Raw genomic sequence first — 18,162 nt, forward strand, 5'->3', positions numbered from 1 at the left:
GAAGAAATATCGCGAATAGAAGGGGTTGCCTGCAACAGCTGTGCTTCAGATGTCTTGCAGGCCCCGTTTCATCCACCTATATAGCGTTCAAGCGATACGCTACGGCGTAGCTCCCGGGCGCTATCCCGGAATTTTATGAAGAGGAGCCGGAGGGACGCCGTTATGGGTCGTTCCGGTTTGCTAATAAGGAGAGGCACATATGGCAAAGGTCATTGGTATCGACCTCGGCACGACGAACTCGTGCGTGGCCGTCATGGACGGAAAAGAACCAAAGGTTATTGAAAACGCTGAAGGCGCTCGTACGACGCCTTCCATGGTGGCATTTTCCGACGATGGCGAACGCCTTGTCGGTCAGCCGGCCAAGCGCCAGGCTGTCACCAACCCAACCAACACTCTGTTTGCAGTCAAGCGCCTGATCGGTCGTCGGTTTGACGATCCGACAGTCGCGAAAGACAAGAAGCTTGTTCCGTTTGAAATCGTCAAGGCAGACAATGGGGATGCCTGGGTCGAATCTTCCGGCGAGAAATATTCTCCGTCTCAGGTCTCTGCATTCATTCTTCAGAAGATGAAGGAAACCGCTGAGAGCTATCTTGGAGAAACAGTCACACAGGCTGTTATCACGGTTCCTGCATACTTCAACGATGCTCAGCGTCAGGCGACCAAGGATGCAGGCAAGATTGCCGGCCTTGAAGTTCTGCGTATCATCAACGAGCCGACAGCTGCTGCGCTGGCCTATGGCCTGGACAAGAACGATGGCAAGACCATTGCTGTCTATGACCTTGGTGGCGGCACTTTCGATGTGTCCGTTCTGGAAATCGGCGATGGCGTCTTCGAAGTGAAGTCGACCAACGGTGATACATTCCTCGGCGGTGAAGATTTCGACATGCTTCTTGTCGATTATCTTGCCAAGGAATTCAAAAAAGAGCAGGGCATCGACCTTAAGAACGACAAGCTCGCTTTGCAGCGCCTCAAGGAAGGTGCGGAAAAAGCGAAGATCGAACTGTCGTCTTCTGCTCAGACCGAAATCAACTTGCCGTTCATTACGGCAGATGCATCCGGTCCTAAGCATTTGACCTTGAAGCTGACCCGCGCGAAGTTTGAGTCGCTGGTTGAAGGTCTGGTCAAGCGCACCATTGAGCCAATGAAGGCTGCTTTGAAGGACGCTGGTCTTGTTGCCGGTCAGATCGATGAAGTCGTTCTGGTTGGTGGTATGACCCGCATGCCAAAAATTCAGGAAACCGTAAAGGCTTTCTTCGGCAAGGATCCGCACAAGGGTGTGAACCCTGATGAAGTCGTGGCGATGGGCGCTGCCATTCAGGCTGGTGTTCTTCAGGGCGATGTCAAGGACGTTCTGCTTCTCGATGTGACGCCTCTGTCCCTCGGCATTGAAACTCTTGGTGGTGTCTTCACCCGTTTGATCGATCGTAATACGACGATCCCGACGAAGAAGAGCCAGGTGTTCTCGACTGCAGAAGACAACCAGACGGCTGTGACCATCCGGGTGTTCCAGGGTGAGCGCGAAATGGCGGTGGACAACAAGGTCCTTGGTCAGTTCGATCTTCTTGGCCTGCCGCCTGCACCGCGCGGTGTTCCGCAGATTGAAGTTGCGTTTGACATTGATGCCAACGGTATCGTCAACGTGACTGCAAAGGACAAGGGCACTGGTAAGGAGCAGCAGATCCGGATTCAGGCATCTGGCGGTCTGTCCGACAGCGACATTGATCAGATGATCAAGGATGCTGAGTCCCATGCGGATGAAGACAAAAAGCGCAAGGAGCTGGTCGAAGCCCGCAACCAGGGCGAAGCACTTGTTCATTCCACTGACAAGTCACTTAAAGAATATGGTGACAAGGTCAGTGCAGATGACAAGTCTGCTATCGAAACCGCTCTTGAGGAGCTGAAGGCTTCTCTTGAAGGTGAGGATCTGGAAGGCATTCAGGCCAAGACCCAGACCCTTGCAGAAGTTTCGATGAAGCTCGGTGAGGCAATGTATCAGGCGTCTCAGGATGAAGCTGAAGCGGATGCTGCAGCTGCTGAGAACGGCGACGAGCCTTCCGCTGTTGACGATGATGATGTCGTTGATGCGGACTTCGAAGAAGTTAAGGACGACGACAAGAAGTCGGCCTAACTATAGAATGAGCGGCCTGTGGAGTTTTCGCAGGCCGCTTTATCAAGTCTCATAAGGTCTTCGCAGCATCTATGTCATGTTTGAACGCAGTGCTGGCATCAACGCCAGCTCTTTGCATGTCAGGCATATCAAAGCTGCCGTGGAAGTCCTCATGTTGGCACGAAGCCAGATGTTTTAATAATCACTGGCCTGATAGACACGAGTGACCACGAATGGCCAAGCGCGATTTCTATGAAGTTTTGGGCGTTTCTCGCGAAGCGGATGAAAAGGAGCTGAAAAGCGCCTACCGCAAGATGGCGATGAAATACCATCCGGATCGCAACCCAGGGGATGCGGCAGCCGAGGCAACCTTCAAGGAAGCAAACGAAGCCTACGACACTTTGAAAGACGGGCAGAAGCGTGCAGCCTATGACCGGTTTGGTCATGCAGCCTTCGAAAATGGCGGCGGTGGTGGCGGCGGCGGTCACGGTCCTGACTTTTCCTCAACCATGTCCGACATCTTCGAAGAATTTTTCGGAATGGGCGGCGGCGGCGGTGGACGTCGCTCTGCTGGAGGTCGTGAACGTGGTGCAGACCTGCGCTACAATCTTGATATTTCGCTGGAGGAGGCGTTTGCTGGCAAAACGGTGGAGATTGATGTCCCCACAAGCGTTACCTGTGAACCGTGCTCTGGCTCAGGTGCCAAGCCTGGCACCACTCCAACCACTTGCCGGACCTGTGGTGGTGCTGGTCGTGTGCGCGCCGCACAGGGCTTTTTCACAATGGAACGGGCCTGTCCAACATGTCAGGGCAAAGGCCAGGTAATTTCTGATCCCTGCGACAGTTGCGGCGGCGTCGGTCGGACGACCCAGGAACGCGCCCTTTCGGTCAACATTCCGGCCGGAATCGAGGACGGAACACGTATCCGTCTTGCCGGTGAAGGTGAGGCTGGATTGCGCGGCGGGCCAGCAGGCGATCTTTATATCTTCCTATCGCTGAAGCCTCACGAGATTTTCCAGCGCGATGGCGCGGATCTTTATTGTCGGGTGCCGATCTCAATGACAACAGCCACTTTGGGCGGCCAGTTCGATGTTCCGACTCTGGATGGTGTGACAAGTCGCGTGAAAGTTCCTGATGGGACGCAGACTGGGAAACAGTTCCGCTTGCGTGGCAAGGGCATGCCCATCATGCGCGCGACCCAACATGGTGATATGTATGTTCAGGTCACGGTTGAGACGCCAAGCAACCTGACCAAGCGCCAGCGGGAACTGCTGGCAGAGTTTGAGCAGGAATCTTCTGGTGAAAATCATCCAGAATCCGCGGGTTTCTTCTCTAAGGTCAAGGTATTCATAGACAATTTAGGGGCTTAAGCCAGCTTCCTGCCTTGAAATTGCCCTTGTGCGGAACTTACACTGAAAGTCGATGCAGGAGGATTAATTTCAATGATGGATATGCTCGGAGCTCAATCCGAGGCCGTTCGGAAAAAAGTCCGCAAGGTCAAAAGTCTGAAGGTCAAGGCTCTGGATGAAGTCAGGTTTTTTCGATCATGGGTCGAAAGTCCTCTGAAGACCGGGGCCGTCAGTCCATCAGGGCCTTTGCTCGTTACAAAAATGGCATCATATCTGGATCCCAAGCCCGGTGCTCATTTCGTTGAGCTTGGGCCAGGTACTGGTGTGGTTACCAAGGCTATCTTTGATCGCGGGATCCCGAGCGATGATCTGATTTCGATCGAATACAGCGAGGATTTCTGCCAGCTTCTCAAATCGCGCTTTCCCGGCCTTAATGTGGTGCAGGGTGATGCTTATGCTTTGAAAGATATTCTGTCTGACGGAGCTGCAGCAGGCTTTGCAAAAGACGGGCTTGATGGAATTGTTTCCAGTCTTCCGCTGTTCACGCGGCCAGAGAGTGAACGTCGGCGTTTCTTGCACGACGCTCTTGAAGTCCTAAAGCCTGGCGCGCCATTCATTCAGTTCTCCTATGCCCTAGTTCCGCCAGTGAAACCTGAACCCGGTGTGTTTTCCCTGAGCAAGTCCGACTGGATCTGGAAAAACCTTCCTCCGGCTCGTGTCTGGGTATATCGCAGGGTTCATTGATCATGATCCAGCCGCGAATTTTGACGCTTTCCGGCTCCACCAGATCTGGATCCTACAACACCAAGCTGGCAGCTCTTGTTGCCAAGCATCTGGCGCTTGGGATGTCCGAAGTCACTCATATCTCTCTCGTCGATTATCCGCTTCCCCTGTATGATGGCGATCTTGAGGCTAACCAGGGCCTTCCGAAAAATGCGCAGATCCTGAAGAAATTGATTTTGAAACAGGACGGCATTTTTATCGCCTGCCCGGAGTATAATGCCGGAGTCACCCCTGTTTTAAAGAATGCAATCGACTGGATTAGCCGTCCATCTGAGCAAGATGAGCCGCCGGGTGTCGCTTTTAAAAACCGTATTTTTGCGCTGGGGGCCGCTTCGCCTGGTGCTCATGGCGGGATGAGCGGATTGATCGGCATGCGAACGATTCTGGAGGTTGGCCTTGGTGCAACTGTGTTGCCCCAGATGGTGGTGGTGTCGAGAGCCGCGACGGGCTTTAATCTCAAGGGTGATCTCAATGATGATCGAGCCGCCGCTTATCTGGAAGGTCTCACCGATACGCTGGCCAGCGAGAGCCTGCGCCTTGTGTCCGTTCGTTAAAGCATGACCTGATCAGCTGACCTTGGAATTCTGTATTTTGCAGCCTACATAGGACTGACAAGGCGATCCGCGACGTGTTCCAGATTGCAATTGAACAAATGACTGCGAGGCATATATGAGCAACTCCCGCGAGCCGGTAAGTTGGCACGGCACCACGATCTTGATGGTTCGCAAAGATGGCAAAGTGGTGATTGCCGGAGATGGCCAGGTGTCTCTCGGGGCAACTGTGATCAAACACACTGCGCGCAAGGTGCGGCCTCTGGCAAAAGGCGAGGTCATTGCAGGCTTTGCAGGCGCGACGGCCGATGCCTTCACGTTGTTTGAACGGCTTGAGACAAAGTTGGAGCAATATCCCGGGCAGCTGATGCGGGCCTGTGTGGAATTGGCCAAGGATTGGCGGACAGACCGATATTTGCGCAAGCTGGAAGCCATGATGCTGGTTGCGGACAAAGAAGTATCGCTTGTTTTGACAGGAACTGGCGATGTACTGGAGCCAGAAGGCGGCGTCATGGGCATTGGCTCTGGTGGCAATTATGCGTTGTCAGCGGCCCGGGCGCTTGTCGATGGCGACCTTGAGGCGGAAGCTGTTGCCCGCAAGGCCATGGCCATTGCAGCAGAGATTTGCGTTTACACCAATTCCAACGTGCTGATTGAAAGCCTGGAGAGCGAAACGTGAACCTATTCAACGAGGAGGCATCCTCTCCCGTCTCACTGTCGCCCAAGCGTCTTGATGCTGCGGTTGCTAGAGGCATTCTGTCCCGGCAGCAGGCAGATCACCTTGCCGACTTTTGGCAGCGACAGGACAGCATCGCGGATGCAAGTGCCCCGGTTTCTCGAGTTGATGCCGAGGAAGTCCGTTTTGTGCGCGGTTTCCACGATGTTTTCATTGCTATTGGGATCGTTATTTTCCTGTTTGGGCTAGTTTACGGCCTTCAGGGTTTTGGCGATGCAGGTTTTGTTGCAGGCGTTGCGGCTGTCTCTGTCTGGGGCCTGTCTGAAGTTTTTGCGCGGCGGATGCGGCTGGCTCTGCCTTCCTTCCTGCTAAGCATAGCGTTCACACCCCTGTTCTTCATGGCCTGCATCGGTTTGTTGACGACCGATGACAGCGGCATAACAGCGGATTGGATATTTGATGGCAGGACTCTGGGGGATGACAAAGCGCATTTCTTGATCCTTCCAACGCTGGTTGGTATCGCCGGTGTTGTGCTGCATTATCTCCGCTTCAAGGTGCCGGTGGGCATTGCCGGAATTACCGCAGGAGTGATCTTTCTGGCGGCCGTGCTGCTCGAATCGGCTGTGCCGGACTTGGTTTCAGAAAACTTCGTCTGGTTCACGTTGCTGGCAGGTCTTGCAGGATTTGCGTTGGCCATGATGTTCGACAGTCGCGATCTATCACGTGTAACTGTGAACAGTGATAAGGCGTTTTGGCTGCATCTGATGGCTGCGCCTTTGATTGTTCATTCCGTCTTGATGTTGGCGACTGCCAATGCAGACGCCAAGAGCGCTTTCTATGCTGTTGTCGTGCTGGTGCTTTTCCTGGCTCTTGCCTTTGTGGCAATTGTCGTGGATCGAAGAGCCTTACTTGTGTCTGGCCTGGGCTATTTTGGCTTTGCCATCGCCTCGCTGATGACACAGGCCTCGGTTTCCGAAGAGACAACGCTGGCGCTGACCCTTGTCCTGCTTGGGTGCTTCATCTTGCTTCTGGGCTCGGCCTGGCGGTTTGTACGTCGCTTTGTTGTTGCGCCTGTATCCTCGACGGCGATCATGAATTTTGTTCCCGCTATCGATTGACCCTTTTGAATGAAAGAAAAGACATGAGTGACTTTTCGCCCCGTGAAATCGTCTCCGAACTGGACCGTTTTATCGTTGGTCAAAACGATGCCAAGCGCGCTGTTGCGATTGCTCTGCGCAATCGCTGGCGTCGCCAGCAACTGGACGGATTGATGCGTGAGGAAGTTCTGCCAAAGAACATTCTCATGATCGGCCCGACCGGCGTCGGCAAGACCGAGATTGCCCGGCGGCTGGCAAAGCTGGCCAATGCGCCGTTTTCCAAGGTGGAAGCGACCAAGTTTACCGAAGTTGGCTATGTTGGCCGCGACGTTGAGCAGATCATTCGTGATTTGGTCGAAGCCGGAATAACGATGGTGCGTGATGGCAAGCGGGAAGCTGTGAAGGCCAAGGCGCATATTCTGGCTGAAGATCGGGTGCTTGAAGCGCTGGTTGGTAAAAATGCAAGTCCGGCAACCCGCGACAGCTTCAGAAAAAAGCTGCGCGAAGGCGAAATGGACGACAAGGAAATCGAAATCGAGGTTCGAGCCCAGGCGCAGATGCCAAGTTTTGATCTGCCCGGAATGCCGGGCGGTAGCGTCGGCGTGATGAACATGTCTGATTTGCTCGGCAAAGCGTTTGGTGGACAGACGAAAACCAAACGCACAACCGTCACCGAATCTTATGAGCTGCTGATCAACGAGGAATCCGACAAGCTTCTTGATGAGGACAAGATCGTTCAGGAAGCCATTTCGCTCGTCGAAAATTCAGGGATCGTTTTTCTGGATGAAATTGACAAGATCTGCGCCCGTGAAGGTCGGAGCGGTGGTGATGTGTCCCGTGAAGGTGTGCAGCGCGACTTGCTGCCCCTGATAGAGGGGACTGTGGTCTCGACCAAGCACGGCCCGGTGAAAACCGACCACATCCTGTTTATCGCGTCGGGCGCGTTTCATGTTGCCAAGCCGTCGGATCTGCTACCTGAATTGCAGGGCCGTCTGCCAATCCGTGTGGAACTAAAGGCGCTGACCCGCGATGATTTTCGGGCGATCCTGACAGAACCTGAAGCGAGCCTGATCAAGCAATATATTGCGCTGTTGAACACAGAGGAAGTCGAGCTTTCCTTCAGCGCTGAGGCTATTGATGAAATTGCTTCCGTTGCCGTGGATCTGAACGGTTCGGTGGAAAACATCGGTGCGCGTCGACTGCAAACGGTTATGGAGCGCATTCTGGACGAGGTGTCCTTCACAGCACCAGATCGCGCGGGAGAAACCATCGAGATTACCGCGAAATTTGTTCGTGAAAATGTTGGTGAACTAGCCAAGAATGTCGATCTGTCGAAATATATTCTCTAGGGTCAGGAGCTCGCAGCAGGCTGTTTTGCTCATTTGAGCGGGCTTGCTGGGGCAACTGCGACACCTTCCGCTTGCGGAGAAGCCGAGCCAATGGCAGCATGTACCCATGGTAGCGATTAGAAAAAGTAATGAAGAAGGCCACCGCCGGAAATTTCTTGTGGTGGTTGATGATACTCCGGAGTGTGACCGGGCGATTGTCTATGCGGCGAAACGAGCCGCAAGAACCAGCGGTATTGTGACTTTGCTGGCCGTTGTGACATCCGGTGATTTTCAGCATTGGCTGGGCGTTGAGGACATTATGCGGGCCGAGGCAATGGAAAAGGCGGATCAAACTCTGGCCAGGGCATCTGAGCGGATTCGCTCTGTTGCGCGTACAGAGCCTGAATGCGTCGTCCGGGAAGGCACGAAGTCCGAAGCGATTCTAGAGCTGATTGATATTGATGCCGATATTGCGATCCTCGTGCTAGCGTCCGGTTTGAGTTCAGATGGCCCTGGACCTCTTGTGTCATCGATTGCCGGAAAGTCTGCTGGACAGTTTCCAATTCCAGTGACCATCGTTCCTGGGGACCTTGACGATGACTCTATTGCTGCACTGGCGTAGACTTTCGAGAGGCTCGCCATCTTGAAGTTGGCCAAAGTGGCCTTATCTACATTTTAATTGTTCCAAACTGCACAGGTTTGCAGTATCATTCATCGTGAGATAACGATGAGACGAGCGCTTAATGCGCCCCAGACGTTAATGGGATCCGAAGATGTTCATTCAGACAGAAGCTACGCCGAACCCGGCAACGCTGAAATTCCTTCCAGGTCGGGTCGTTTTGCCCGAAGGCACATATGATTTCCGCTCAGCTGTCGATGCTGGCGCTTCGCCGCTTGCCGAGAAACTGTTCCAGGTTCCGGGCGTAGAGGCGATCTTCTTCGGTCATGACTTCATCACGGTGACCAAGAATGACACGGATTGGCAGCATATGAAGCCAGCAATCCTTGGCGCGATTATGGAACAATTCATGTCTGGCCAGCCTGTGATGGCTGCCGGAGAGAGCGAAGACATCGAAGAAGGCGAGTTCTTTGATGAAGGTGACCAGGAAACCGTAACTGTCATCAAGGATCTTCTTGAGACACGTGTGCGCCCAGCCGTTGCCCAGGATGGCGGTGACATTACATTTAAGGGCTTCAAGGAAGGCATCGTTTATCTGTCTATGCGCGGTGCGTGCGCTGGATGCCCTTCCTCTACGGCAACTCTTCAGCATGGTATTCAGAATCTTCTGAAGCATTTTGTGCCGGAAGTAGAAGAAGTTCGGCCTATCTGACGATTGCCTGATGCAGACTGTTCTCAAGCCCGGCCCGTCGTGCCGGGCTTTTGCGTTTTGACGTGATCAGTCCTTCCCCCCTGACGCTCAACTTTTGGGGTAAGTCCAAAGCTCATCTCGACAGGAAGCACCACAGGGTCTAAGCCGGTTTCATCATGCGTATTCTTGCTATCGATACTGCTCTAGCCAATTGTGCCGCCGCTGTTCTGGACGACGGGGATGAAAAGCATTGCCATGTTCTGGTGACTGAGGAAATCGGCCGCGGCCATGCGGAACGCCTCATGGAGATGATTGGTGAGGCCATGGCCGAATCATCATCGGCCTTTACAGATCTTGATCGAGTCGTCGTCACCACAGGGCCGGGCAGCTTCACGGGTCTTCGTGTCGGGCTGTCTGTTGCCAAAGGGATCGGGCTTGTTCTTGAAAAGCCTGTTGTTGGCGTTACGACATTGGCTGTGATTGCCGCATCGACTTCAAGTTCAGGAACGAACGGTGCTCCATTCCTGGTGGCGCTGAACGGCAAAGGTGATGAGGTTTACTGTCAATCTTTTGATGCTGGTGGAAGTCCGATTGAGGAGCCTGGCGTAAGGACAGTCAGTGAACTGGCGACGTCTCTTTCAGCCAATGTGAAGTTAGCCGGATCAGCTGCACGCACAATCGCTGAGGCGGCTGGCCGCAGTCAGGACTTTGTTCTGAATGAAACGTCCTATCCGGATATTGCCGAGGTGGCACGTTTGGGCATCATATCAGATCCCAGGGGGGCGATTGCCACACCGCTTTATCTCAGGCCTCCTGATGCGACACCGCAAAAGAAGGGAAGGATAGAGCGGCAATGAGTTTTTGGTGGACCCGGACCCAACCTCCTGTTGTGGAGGAAGCCATTTCTGAGGATTTACCGAGGCTCGCCGAAATCCATGCCGCGTCGTTTCAGCATGCTTGGGATGAGGACGAACTGGCGCGTTTGATGGATCCTGACGGGGCTTTTGCTCTCGTGATCAGACGTGCAAATCCTTTTGGAACGAGAATGCCGCTGGGTTTTATCCTGATACGCTCTGTCGCGGGCGAAGCTGAAGTTCTGACGATTGCTGTGGATCCGGCTCACCGCACGCGTGGATTGGCTGGAAAGCTACTGCAGGAAGCTCAGTTTCGGCTTTATGCGGAGCGCTGCGAATGTCTGTTTCTGGAAGTGGATACAGCCAATGAGCCTGCTCTTAGTCTTTACAAGGCTCGCGGTTTCCGCAAAGTAGGCGAGCGCAAAGGGTACTATCGCGCTGGTGATGGCGATGGGACAGCGCTTGTCATGCGCGTCGATCTTCTTTAATCGCTGCGCGAGGGGCCGACCCTAGTTACGATACCATATCGCGAGCGGAAACTGTGATCATGAGCGAAGAACTGCAAACAACCTTGGCGGAGCTCTGTGTCGCCAAAGGAATGCGCATGACGGAGCAGCGTCGGGTTATCGCTTCTGTGATCGAAGCCGCCTCCGAAGAGCATCCGGATGTCGAAGAGCTTTACCGTCGCGCAGTCGCAATTGATTCTCGTATTTCGATTTCCACGGTCTATCGAACGGTAAAGCTGTTTGAGGACGCCGGCATGATTGAGCGCCATGACTTCCGGGACGGACGCTCGCGCTATGAAACGGTGCCGGACGAGCATCACGATCATATGATCGATCTGAGGTCGGGCAAGGTGATTGAATTCCGCAGTGAGGAAATAGAGGCCTTGCAGGAATTCATTGCCAAACGACTGGGGTACAAGCTGGTCGACCACCGTCTCGAACTTTATGGCGTGCCGATTGACCAGGCGGAGGCGGATGAGGGTAATGGAGCAGATTAAAGCCGTTTGGACCATTTTGCTCCTGACACTTGTTTCTCTTGTTTTGATACCCCCGCAGTGGGTCGCGATGAAGTTCGCTCACCCTGTTCAGCGTAAATTACCTCATTTCTGGCACCGGATTGCATCGCGCCTTGTCGGCATTCGGGTTCGGCAGATTGGGAAACCTGAAGACGCCCGGCCTCTCCTGATTACGGCCAATCATGCGTCCTGGCTCGATATTGTGGTGGTCGGATCGCTGATGCCATTGTCCTTCATTGCCAAGTCGGAGGTTTCTGGTTGGCCGATTTTTGGTCTCCTTGCCAAGCTCCAGCGTACTGTGTTTGTGAATCGGACCAGGCGTTCAGATACCGGAAACGTTGCAAATGCAATTGCCGAGCGCATGAGCCAAGGTGATGCAATGGTGCTTTTTGCTGAAGGCACCTCCAGTGATGGAAACTATGTTCTGCCCTTCCGCTCGGCTTTGTTGGGCGCAGCCACCCGTGCTCTGGGCAAAAAGGATGAAGTCTGGGTTCAGCCCCTGTCCATCGCCTTTCATTCCTTGCATGGACTGCCGATGGGGCGGCGCCACAGGCCGCATGTGGCTTGGTATGGTGATATGGAGCTAGCGGGTCATCTTTGGGGGGTATTTAAAGCGGGATCGCTGGACGTTGTGGTGACTTGGGGCCCGCCCGTTCGGGTGTCAGCCCATACGGATCGCAAGGCTTTGAGTTCCGAACTGGAAGCCTGCGTACGGTCCATGGCGTCTGCGTCTCTTCGTGCTGGGCTGTCTGGGGATGCAGGTTCCGCAGAAATCAACCAGTCCGCGCTATTCTCAAGCGGGGAAAAACCCGTTAAAGCTGGCGATTGAAGAATGCGGTACCTCTCTGGGCTTGCCTAAAGATTGTCGGCTCACCACATGGTGATGGAAACGAGCTTTGCCGCACAATACGAATATACCGTTTGTCCTGCGTGCCGTTTTGGCCTGATAGGAACCGGTAATGAGGATTGAATGACGGAACGCCAGGAATTTGAAGCTACGGATATCGCTGCTTCCACAGACCCCAAGTTCGTAGCACCTGAGCGCAAGGTGTTCATGCGCACCTATGGCTGCCAGATGAACGTCTACGACAGCAACCGGATGACCGATGTTCTGGGGCCTCAAGGCTATACGGCGACTGAAAACCTTGAAGATGCCGATCTGGTCATTCTCAACACATGTCATATCCGCGAAAAAGCTGCCGAGAAGGTCTATTCTGAACTAGGCCGGATCCGGAAGGTCAAGGAAGCACGTGCCCTTGATGGCAAGGACATGATGATTGGCGTTGCCGGGTGCGTCGCCCAGGCTGAGGGCGAGGAAATCTCCCGCCGTGCACCGATTGTCGATATGGTGTTTGGTCCGCAGAGCTACCATCGTTTGCCGAAAATCCTCGCGGAAGCGGCAACTGGCAAAACCGTGATCGAGACAGAGTTCGATATTGATGCAAAATTTGAGCATCTGTCGGCTCAGGCTGCTCAACCAGAACGCAAACGGGCACCTGCTGCATTTCTGACAGTTCAGGAAGGCTGCGACAAATTCTGCACGTTTTGCGTTGTGCCTTATACCCGCGGCGCTGAAGTTTCCCGGTCCGTTGAGCAAATTGTAACTGAAGCGGGCCAGATGGCGGCTGGTGGTGTGCGCGAAATCACGTTGCTGGGTCAGAATGTCAACGGCTGGCATGGCAAAGCGCCCGATGGCTCTACCTGGGGTCTTGGCCGGTTGGTGCGACGTCTGTCCGAGATCGAGGGTCTTGATCGGCTTCGGTATACAACCAGCCATCCGCGCGACATGGATGATGAGTTGATTGATGCTCATCGAGACCTGAAAACCTTGATGCCCTATTTGCATCTGCCAGTTCAGTCTGGGTCGGACAAAATCCTTGCTGCCATGAACCGCAAGCACACCCGCGATGAGTATTTTCGCTTGATCGACAGGATTCGCGACGCGAGCCCTGATATCGCCTTGTCCTGTGATTTCATCGTCGGTTTTCCGGGCGAGACGGATCAGGATTTTCAGGACACCATGGATCTCATCCGTCGTGTGGAATTCGGCTCTGCCTTCTCGTTCAAATACAGTCAGCGCCCAGGGACACCCGGCGCGACCATGACCGATCAGGTGCCCGAAGATGTCAAAAGCGCCCGTTTGGCAGAGTTGCAGGCTTTGGTCGCCAACCAACAAACGGCGTTTAATGCATCTCGCATGGGTATGACCTGCGACGTGCTTTTTGAGCGCAAGGGCCGCAATACCGGACAGATTGTTGGCAAGTCACCTTGGCTTCAACCCGTCCCTGTTGATGGGCCGGACAGTTTGATTGGAACGATACAACCGGTGGAAATCACCGGGATAGGTAGTAATTCACTGTTCGGACGCCTTGTTGCAGGGCATCATGCAAGTGTGTCTTCCACTGACGCCATCAAGGAGGCGGTATTTGACGCGTGACAATCAATCTTCGGCTCGCAGGGTCACTGACCAAGCGGCGGCTTCGGCCTCGGATTTAACGCATATCGTTCTAGCATTTGAAGACAACAGGCTGATTGGTGATCTTTTTGGTCAATTCGATCAGAACCTTGCCATCATCGAGCAAAAACTTGGCGTAGATGCCATTGCGCGCGGCAATCAGGTCACGCTCAAGGGCTCCAAGACAATTTGCGCTCAAGCGCGCAAAGCCCTGGAATCACTTTACCAACGACTTCAACAAGGCCATGAAATCAATCCGGGTGATGTCGATGGCGCTCTGCGCATGGCAGCAGCGGATGATGCTCAACTGCCTTTGCCGACACTTGAGCCGAAGTCGCGGCTGGCGTTCGCTCAGGTTTCGACCCGGCGCAAAACCGTTGTGGCGCGCACACCGACACAAGATGCTTATATCCGCGCTATGGACCGTGCAGATCTTGTTTTCGGCACTGGCCCAGCGGGAACTGGCAAGACCTTTCTTGCGGTTGCCTATGCGGCAGCTCTGATTGAGCGTGGCGATGCATCTCGACTTATTTTGTCCCGTCCGGCTGTTGAAGCTGGCGAGCGTCTGGGTTTTCTGCCCGGTGACATGAAGGAGAAGGTCGATCCTTACCTCCGGCCTCTTTATGACGCGCTTTATGAAATGATGCCGCCTGAAAAGGTGGATCGTGGGCTGCAATCCGGCATGATTGAAGTCGCGCCTTTGGCGTTCATGCGCGGGCGAACATTGTCGAATGCAGTTGTATTGCTTGATGAAGCGCAGAACACAACCTCTATGCAGATGAAGATGTTCCTGACCCGTCTTGGCGAGGGATCCAAGATGATTGTGACGGGAGATCCAAGCCAGGTCGATTTGCCGCCTGGGCAGACGTCAGGACTGCGCGAATCCCTGTCGTTACTTGATGGTGTCGAAGGTGTTTCGCATGTTCAGTTTACAGAGGCTGATGTGGTACGTCATGAACTGGTCGCTCGTATTGTGACTGCTTATGACAATGCTTCGCGTGATGCAGCTCAGGCAAAAGAGCGGCGGAACGAAGCTCGTGGGAGTGCCAGAAGCGGCGTGGACAACGAACAATGAGCGATACTGTACAGGCAGCCGATACACGGCTGCCTGAGGACTTTCAGATTGATATCGCGGTCCAGTCAAGCGATTGGCCTGAAGAAGCCGTTCTGGCGGGCATTTGCCAAAGGGCTATCGACAGCACTTTTGTCTGTGCTCATCTTGATGCGCAGGCTGGATCGGAAGTGTCTCTCGTCTTTACCAGTGACGAGGCGATAAAGGCTTTGAACAAGCGCTGGCGTAATAAAGACAAGCCGACAAATGTCTTGTCTTTTCCAGGAAGTGACCCGGATGGCGAGATCTATGGACCGCTGTTGGGTGATATTATATTCGCCTATGAGACGGTTTGCCGGGAAGCTGATGAAATGGGAATTGAATTTTCCGCTCATCTGTCCCATTTGGTCGTTCATGGAATGCTTCATCTTTTCGACTATGATCATCAGGAAAATGATGAAGCGGAAGCAATGGAAAATCAGGAACGTCAAATTTTGGCAGCCCTTGGTATTTCCGACCCCTATGCGGATGCACCGCTGATCGCAGATGACGATTGAGGGCCCTGTGCAGCAGGGCATTTTGGCTATTGATGACGATGACAGGTTCTGAACCTCGAAGTAGTGAGACGTCTGCCTCCGTTCCGGTTGGTGTGACGATGGAGCAGGACGACGATCCTCAGCCGAGTGTATCGCAACAAAAGGCGAGTTTCTGGCATAGAGTGAAGGGCTTGTTTGCAAGCCGTCGCGGTGCCGCGAGCTTGCGGGAGAATTTGCGGGATGAGCTCGCGCGTGAAACGGGCGCTGATACCACATTCTCACCTGAAGAGCGACTTCTGCTGGGTAATATCCTGCGGCTGCGTGAGCTGCGCGTCGATGACGTGATGATCCCGCGTGCGGATATCGAGGCTGTTGAAGCCAGCATTTCGCTTGGAAGATTGATGGAGTTGTTTCAGGAATCTGGCCATTCGCGCATGCCGGTTTATGAGGAAACACTCGATGACCCTCGAGGGATGGTCCACATCAAAGATTTGATTTCTCTGATGACTGTACAGGGCGGTGCAAAAGATAGCGCAGAAACTGATGGGGAAACTGTAAGCGACAACGGTCGCAGCTCAGGCGGATCCCGCAGCGTTGCGGGCGACAACACCCAGGAAATGGACCTCTCCAAAGTGGATCTGTCCCGGTCGCTGACGGATGTCGGCTTGGTGCGTCAGCTTCTTTTTGTGCCGCCGTCCATGCCCGCGACTGATCTGATGGCCAAAATGCAGGCTGACCGTATTCAGATGGCGTTGGTCATTGACGAATATGGCGGCACTGACGGTCTGGTCTCTCTGGAGGACCTTGTCGAAGAAGTCGTTGGTGATATCGAGGACGAGCATGACGAAGACGAAGAAGCCATGCTCCAGTCCACTGAAGAAGGGGTCTGGATTGCTGATCCCCGGATGCCCCTGGAGGATCTGGGTGCGGAGCTTGGGACTGACTTTGAAACCAGTGCTGCTGGCGAGGACGTCGATACACTCGGCGGGCTCCTTTACGTGTCTATTGGGCGGGTGCCGGTGCGCGGTGAGCTTCTGCTTGTTTCGGATGTTCCAGGCTATGAATTTGAAGTTCTTGATGCAGATCCTCGTCGCATCAAACGGCTGGGTATTCGGCGCAGCAGACCAGAGGCTCGGGGCACAGAGCAGCGGCGGCGCGCGAAGCGGGATGAGGCACATCAGCCTTAAGGCAAGTGATTGACCAGATGGCTTGTGTTAGATCATTTCAAGTTTATGGGGCGGATCCAGCTTTATGAGTCTAAACCCTGGTAAGGCTGTCCCGTAAGTTTTTGAACTCGGATCGAGTTGCGATGCATCAGCTCTTAGCTGTCTTTATGGCCCTGCCGAATGCCTGCCTTCTTGCTTGGGGCTGGCGTCGTTGCGGACTCGCGCTTGGGGCTGGTGGAATTTCATCATTTGCCCTGCCTCCTTACGGACTCTGGCCACTTTTGGCGGGGACAATTCCTGTGCTTGTGTGGCTACTGGACGGTGCTGTTGAGCACGGAAGTGGCCGGAACAAGCAGCGGTTGCTGGCAGGATTTTCCATTGGCTGGTGGTTTGGCTTCGGTTTCTTTCTGGCTGGTTTCTGGTGGATTGGCTCAGCCTTTCTGGTTGATGGGGACCGCTTCGCCTGGATGATGCCATTTGCCGTGGTCGCAATGCCAACTGGCTTGGCTCTCTTTCCTGCAATTGCCATGTCTGTGGTCGCCCGGTTTTGGTCAGAAGGCAGCTGGCGGCTTCTTCTTTTGGCCCTGGCTTTGTCCACGAGTGACTATATCCGCGGGCATATACTGACCGGATTTCCCTGGAACACTTTCGGCTATGTCTTCGCGGACACGATTGTTCTGGCTCAGACAGCGAGCCTTATTGGTGTCTATGGATTGGGCCTTTTGGCGCTCCTGGTTTTTTCAACCCCAGCCGTGTTGGCTGACAGCATCGCGCGCGGCAAGAAAATCGTGATTATGGGGGCAGGGGCCCTTTGTCTATTAGGCATGGGTATTTTTGGCGCTGTCAGGCTGTTTCTGGTGGCAGATCCCGATGTGTCAGCTGTCGATCTTCGAATTGTACAACCTGCTGTTGCCCAGAACGAAAAATGGCTACCGGAAAACCGTGAGCGGATTTTTCAGTCCTATCTCGACCTGAGTTCACAATCCTGGGCAAACAATGCGCGGTCTGGGGTTGAACGTCTCTTGATTTGGCCTGAATCTGCAGTTCCGTTTTTACTGACGGACTCGCCAGATGCCTTAGTGCGGATCGCGGGCGTACTTGACGGTGATATGTCATTTGTCACTGGTGCCGTTAGAGCGGAGCCATCTGCGGATGGGGCTGTTTACTTTAACAGCGTTTATCTTTTTGATCCGGATGGAACGGTGCAAGATGCTTATGACAAAGTGCATTTGGTTCCGTTCGGAGAGTATTTGCCGCTTGAGGATCTCTTGGAAACCCTCGGCTTGAAAGCCTTGGTTAATGCACCGGGCACCTTTCAGCCTGGCTTTCGTAACCGTGTCCTTTCATTGCAATCCGGGACGTCTTTTCAGCCTCTGATTTGCTATGAGGCTATTTTCCCTGAGATCGCAGGCTCAACGGATACGCGTGCGGATTTCTTGCTGAATGTTACGAATGATGCGTGGTTCGGTGATAGCCCAGGTCCTTATCAGCATCTTGCTCAGGCGAAGATGCGGTCGATCGAGCAGGGGTTGCCATTGGTGCGTGCAGCGAATACTGGCGTGTCGGCCGTGTTCGATGCAAAGGGCCGCAAGGTTGCATTTCTATCTATAGGCGAGCGAGGTGCGCTGGATGTCGCACTGCCGGGAAAAATGTTGAGTACTGGTTTCAGCAAGTATGGTGATTTTTTCTTTTTTGCGATGACGTTTTTGTTACTCGGGTTAATCTTGGCTCAGAGGCACAACCGACACTCGCGTAAAAATTGATATTTCGTATTGGGTATGTGTGTAACCTGTGTTACAACCTGTATTCCTCGCAGGTAGAAAGCGAGTAAGAAGAAACGGTTTGTGAGTGTAGGGGTGCGCTCACGGGCTGCAGGAC

General features: G+C 53.9%; 18 protein-coding genes. All 18 read left to right on the forward strand.

Features of this window, described 5'->3' with window-relative positions; genetic code table 11:
* Positions 1–199 precede the first annotated feature (199 nt).
* The 18 genes from dnaK to lnt all read left to right on the forward strand — a co-directional run bounded on the left by dnaK (position 200) and on the right by lnt (position 18,047).
* Positions 200–2,128 carry a molecular chaperone DnaK gene (gene dnaK / locus V6575_RS13465; protein ID WP_340274989.1) on the forward strand — a complete coding sequence of 643 codons (1,929 nt, stop codon included), beginning with the start codon at positions 200–202 and terminating at the stop codon, positions 2,126–2,128.
* Between the two features lie 212 nt (positions 2,129–2,340).
* A complete protein-coding gene (gene dnaJ, locus V6575_RS13470) occupies positions 2,341–3,477 on the forward strand; it encodes a molecular chaperone DnaJ (protein WP_340274991.1) in 1,137 nt (378 codons plus the stop codon).
* A 72-nt stretch (positions 3,478–3,549) separates the two neighbouring features.
* Positions 3,550–4,200, forward strand: a complete 651-nt coding sequence (locus tag V6575_RS13475; RefSeq protein ID WP_340274993.1) for a class I SAM-dependent methyltransferase — start codon at positions 3,550–3,552, stop codon at positions 4,198–4,200.
* A 2-nt stretch (positions 4,201–4,202) separates the two neighbouring features.
* Complete coding sequence (locus tag V6575_RS13480) at positions 4,203–4,793, forward strand: NADPH-dependent FMN reductase (protein ID WP_340274995.1); 591 nt, start codon at positions 4,203–4,205, stop codon at positions 4,791–4,793.
* Between the two features lie 115 nt (positions 4,794–4,908).
* Positions 4,909–5,469 (forward strand): ATP-dependent protease subunit HslV, encoded by a 561-nt coding sequence (hslV, locus tag V6575_RS13485; protein WP_340274996.1) that lies wholly within the window; start codon positions 4,909–4,911, stop codon positions 5,467–5,469.
* A complete protein-coding gene (locus tag V6575_RS13490; RefSeq protein WP_340274997.1) occupies positions 5,466–6,584 on the forward strand; it encodes a hypothetical protein in 1,119 nt (372 codons plus the stop codon). The genes hslV and V6575_RS13490 overlap by 4 nt, the downstream gene beginning before the upstream one ends.
* A 23-nt stretch (positions 6,585–6,607) precedes the next feature.
* Entirely contained in the window at positions 6,608–7,912 is a 1,305-nt protein-coding gene (gene hslU, locus V6575_RS13495; protein WP_340274998.1) for an ATP-dependent protease ATPase subunit HslU, read from the forward strand.
* 106 nt (positions 7,913–8,018) lie between these two features.
* Positions 8,019–8,513, forward strand: a complete 495-nt coding sequence (locus V6575_RS13500; RefSeq protein ID WP_340274999.1) for a universal stress protein — start codon at positions 8,019–8,021, stop codon at positions 8,511–8,513.
* Between the two features lie 151 nt (positions 8,514–8,664).
* Positions 8,665–9,222 carry a NifU family protein gene (locus V6575_RS13505; protein WP_340275000.1) on the forward strand — a complete coding sequence of 186 codons (558 nt, stop codon included), beginning with the start codon at positions 8,665–8,667 and terminating at the stop codon, positions 9,220–9,222.
* A gap of 155 nt (positions 9,223–9,377) precedes the next feature.
* Positions 9,378–10,058, forward strand: a complete 681-nt coding sequence (tsaB, locus tag V6575_RS13510) for a tRNA (adenosine(37)-N6)-threonylcarbamoyltransferase complex dimerization subunit type 1 TsaB (protein WP_340275001.1) — start codon at positions 9,378–9,380, stop codon at positions 10,056–10,058.
* Entirely contained in the window at positions 10,055–10,543 is a 489-nt protein-coding gene (locus V6575_RS13515) for a GNAT family N-acetyltransferase (protein ID WP_340275002.1), read from the forward strand. Before tsaB ends, V6575_RS13515 begins: the two co-directional genes overlap by 4 nt.
* Before the next feature lie 59 nt (positions 10,544–10,602).
* Entirely contained in the window at positions 10,603–11,058 is a 456-nt protein-coding gene (locus V6575_RS13520) for a Fur family transcriptional regulator (RefSeq protein WP_340275003.1), read from the forward strand.
* Positions 11,045–11,905, forward strand: coding sequence for a lyso-ornithine lipid O-acyltransferase (olsA, locus tag V6575_RS13525; protein ID WP_340275004.1), 861 nt, complete (start codon positions 11,045–11,047; stop codon positions 11,903–11,905). Before V6575_RS13520 ends, olsA begins: the two co-directional genes overlap by 14 nt.
* Before the next feature lie 141 nt (positions 11,906–12,046).
* Entirely contained in the window at positions 12,047–13,513 is a 1,467-nt protein-coding gene (miaB, locus tag V6575_RS13530) for a tRNA (N6-isopentenyl adenosine(37)-C2)-methylthiotransferase MiaB (RefSeq protein WP_340275005.1), read from the forward strand.
* Entirely contained in the window at positions 13,503–14,606 is a 1,104-nt protein-coding gene (locus tag V6575_RS13535) for a PhoH family protein (protein WP_340275006.1), read from the forward strand. The genes miaB and V6575_RS13535 overlap by 11 nt, the downstream gene beginning before the upstream one ends.
* Complete coding sequence (ybeY, locus tag V6575_RS13540) at positions 14,603–15,139, forward strand: rRNA maturation RNase YbeY (protein ID WP_340275008.1); 537 nt, start codon at positions 14,603–14,605, stop codon at positions 15,137–15,139. The genes V6575_RS13535 and ybeY overlap by 4 nt, the downstream gene beginning before the upstream one ends.
* A 38-nt stretch (positions 15,140–15,177) precedes the next feature.
* On the forward strand, positions 15,178–16,305 hold the full coding sequence (locus V6575_RS13545) for a hemolysin family protein (RefSeq protein ID WP_340275009.1): 1,128 nt from the start codon (positions 15,178–15,180) through the stop codon (positions 16,303–16,305).
* A gap of 122 nt (positions 16,306–16,427) precedes the next feature.
* A complete protein-coding gene (gene lnt, locus V6575_RS13550) occupies positions 16,428–18,047 on the forward strand; it encodes an apolipoprotein N-acyltransferase (protein ID WP_340275011.1) in 1,620 nt (539 codons plus the stop codon).
* The last annotated feature ends 115 nt before the right edge of the window (positions 18,048–18,162 follow it).

This window comes from Roseibium algae (assembly GCF_037783265.1).
Taxonomy (GTDB): domain Bacteria; phylum Pseudomonadota; class Alphaproteobacteria; order Rhizobiales; family Stappiaceae; genus Roseibium; species Roseibium algae.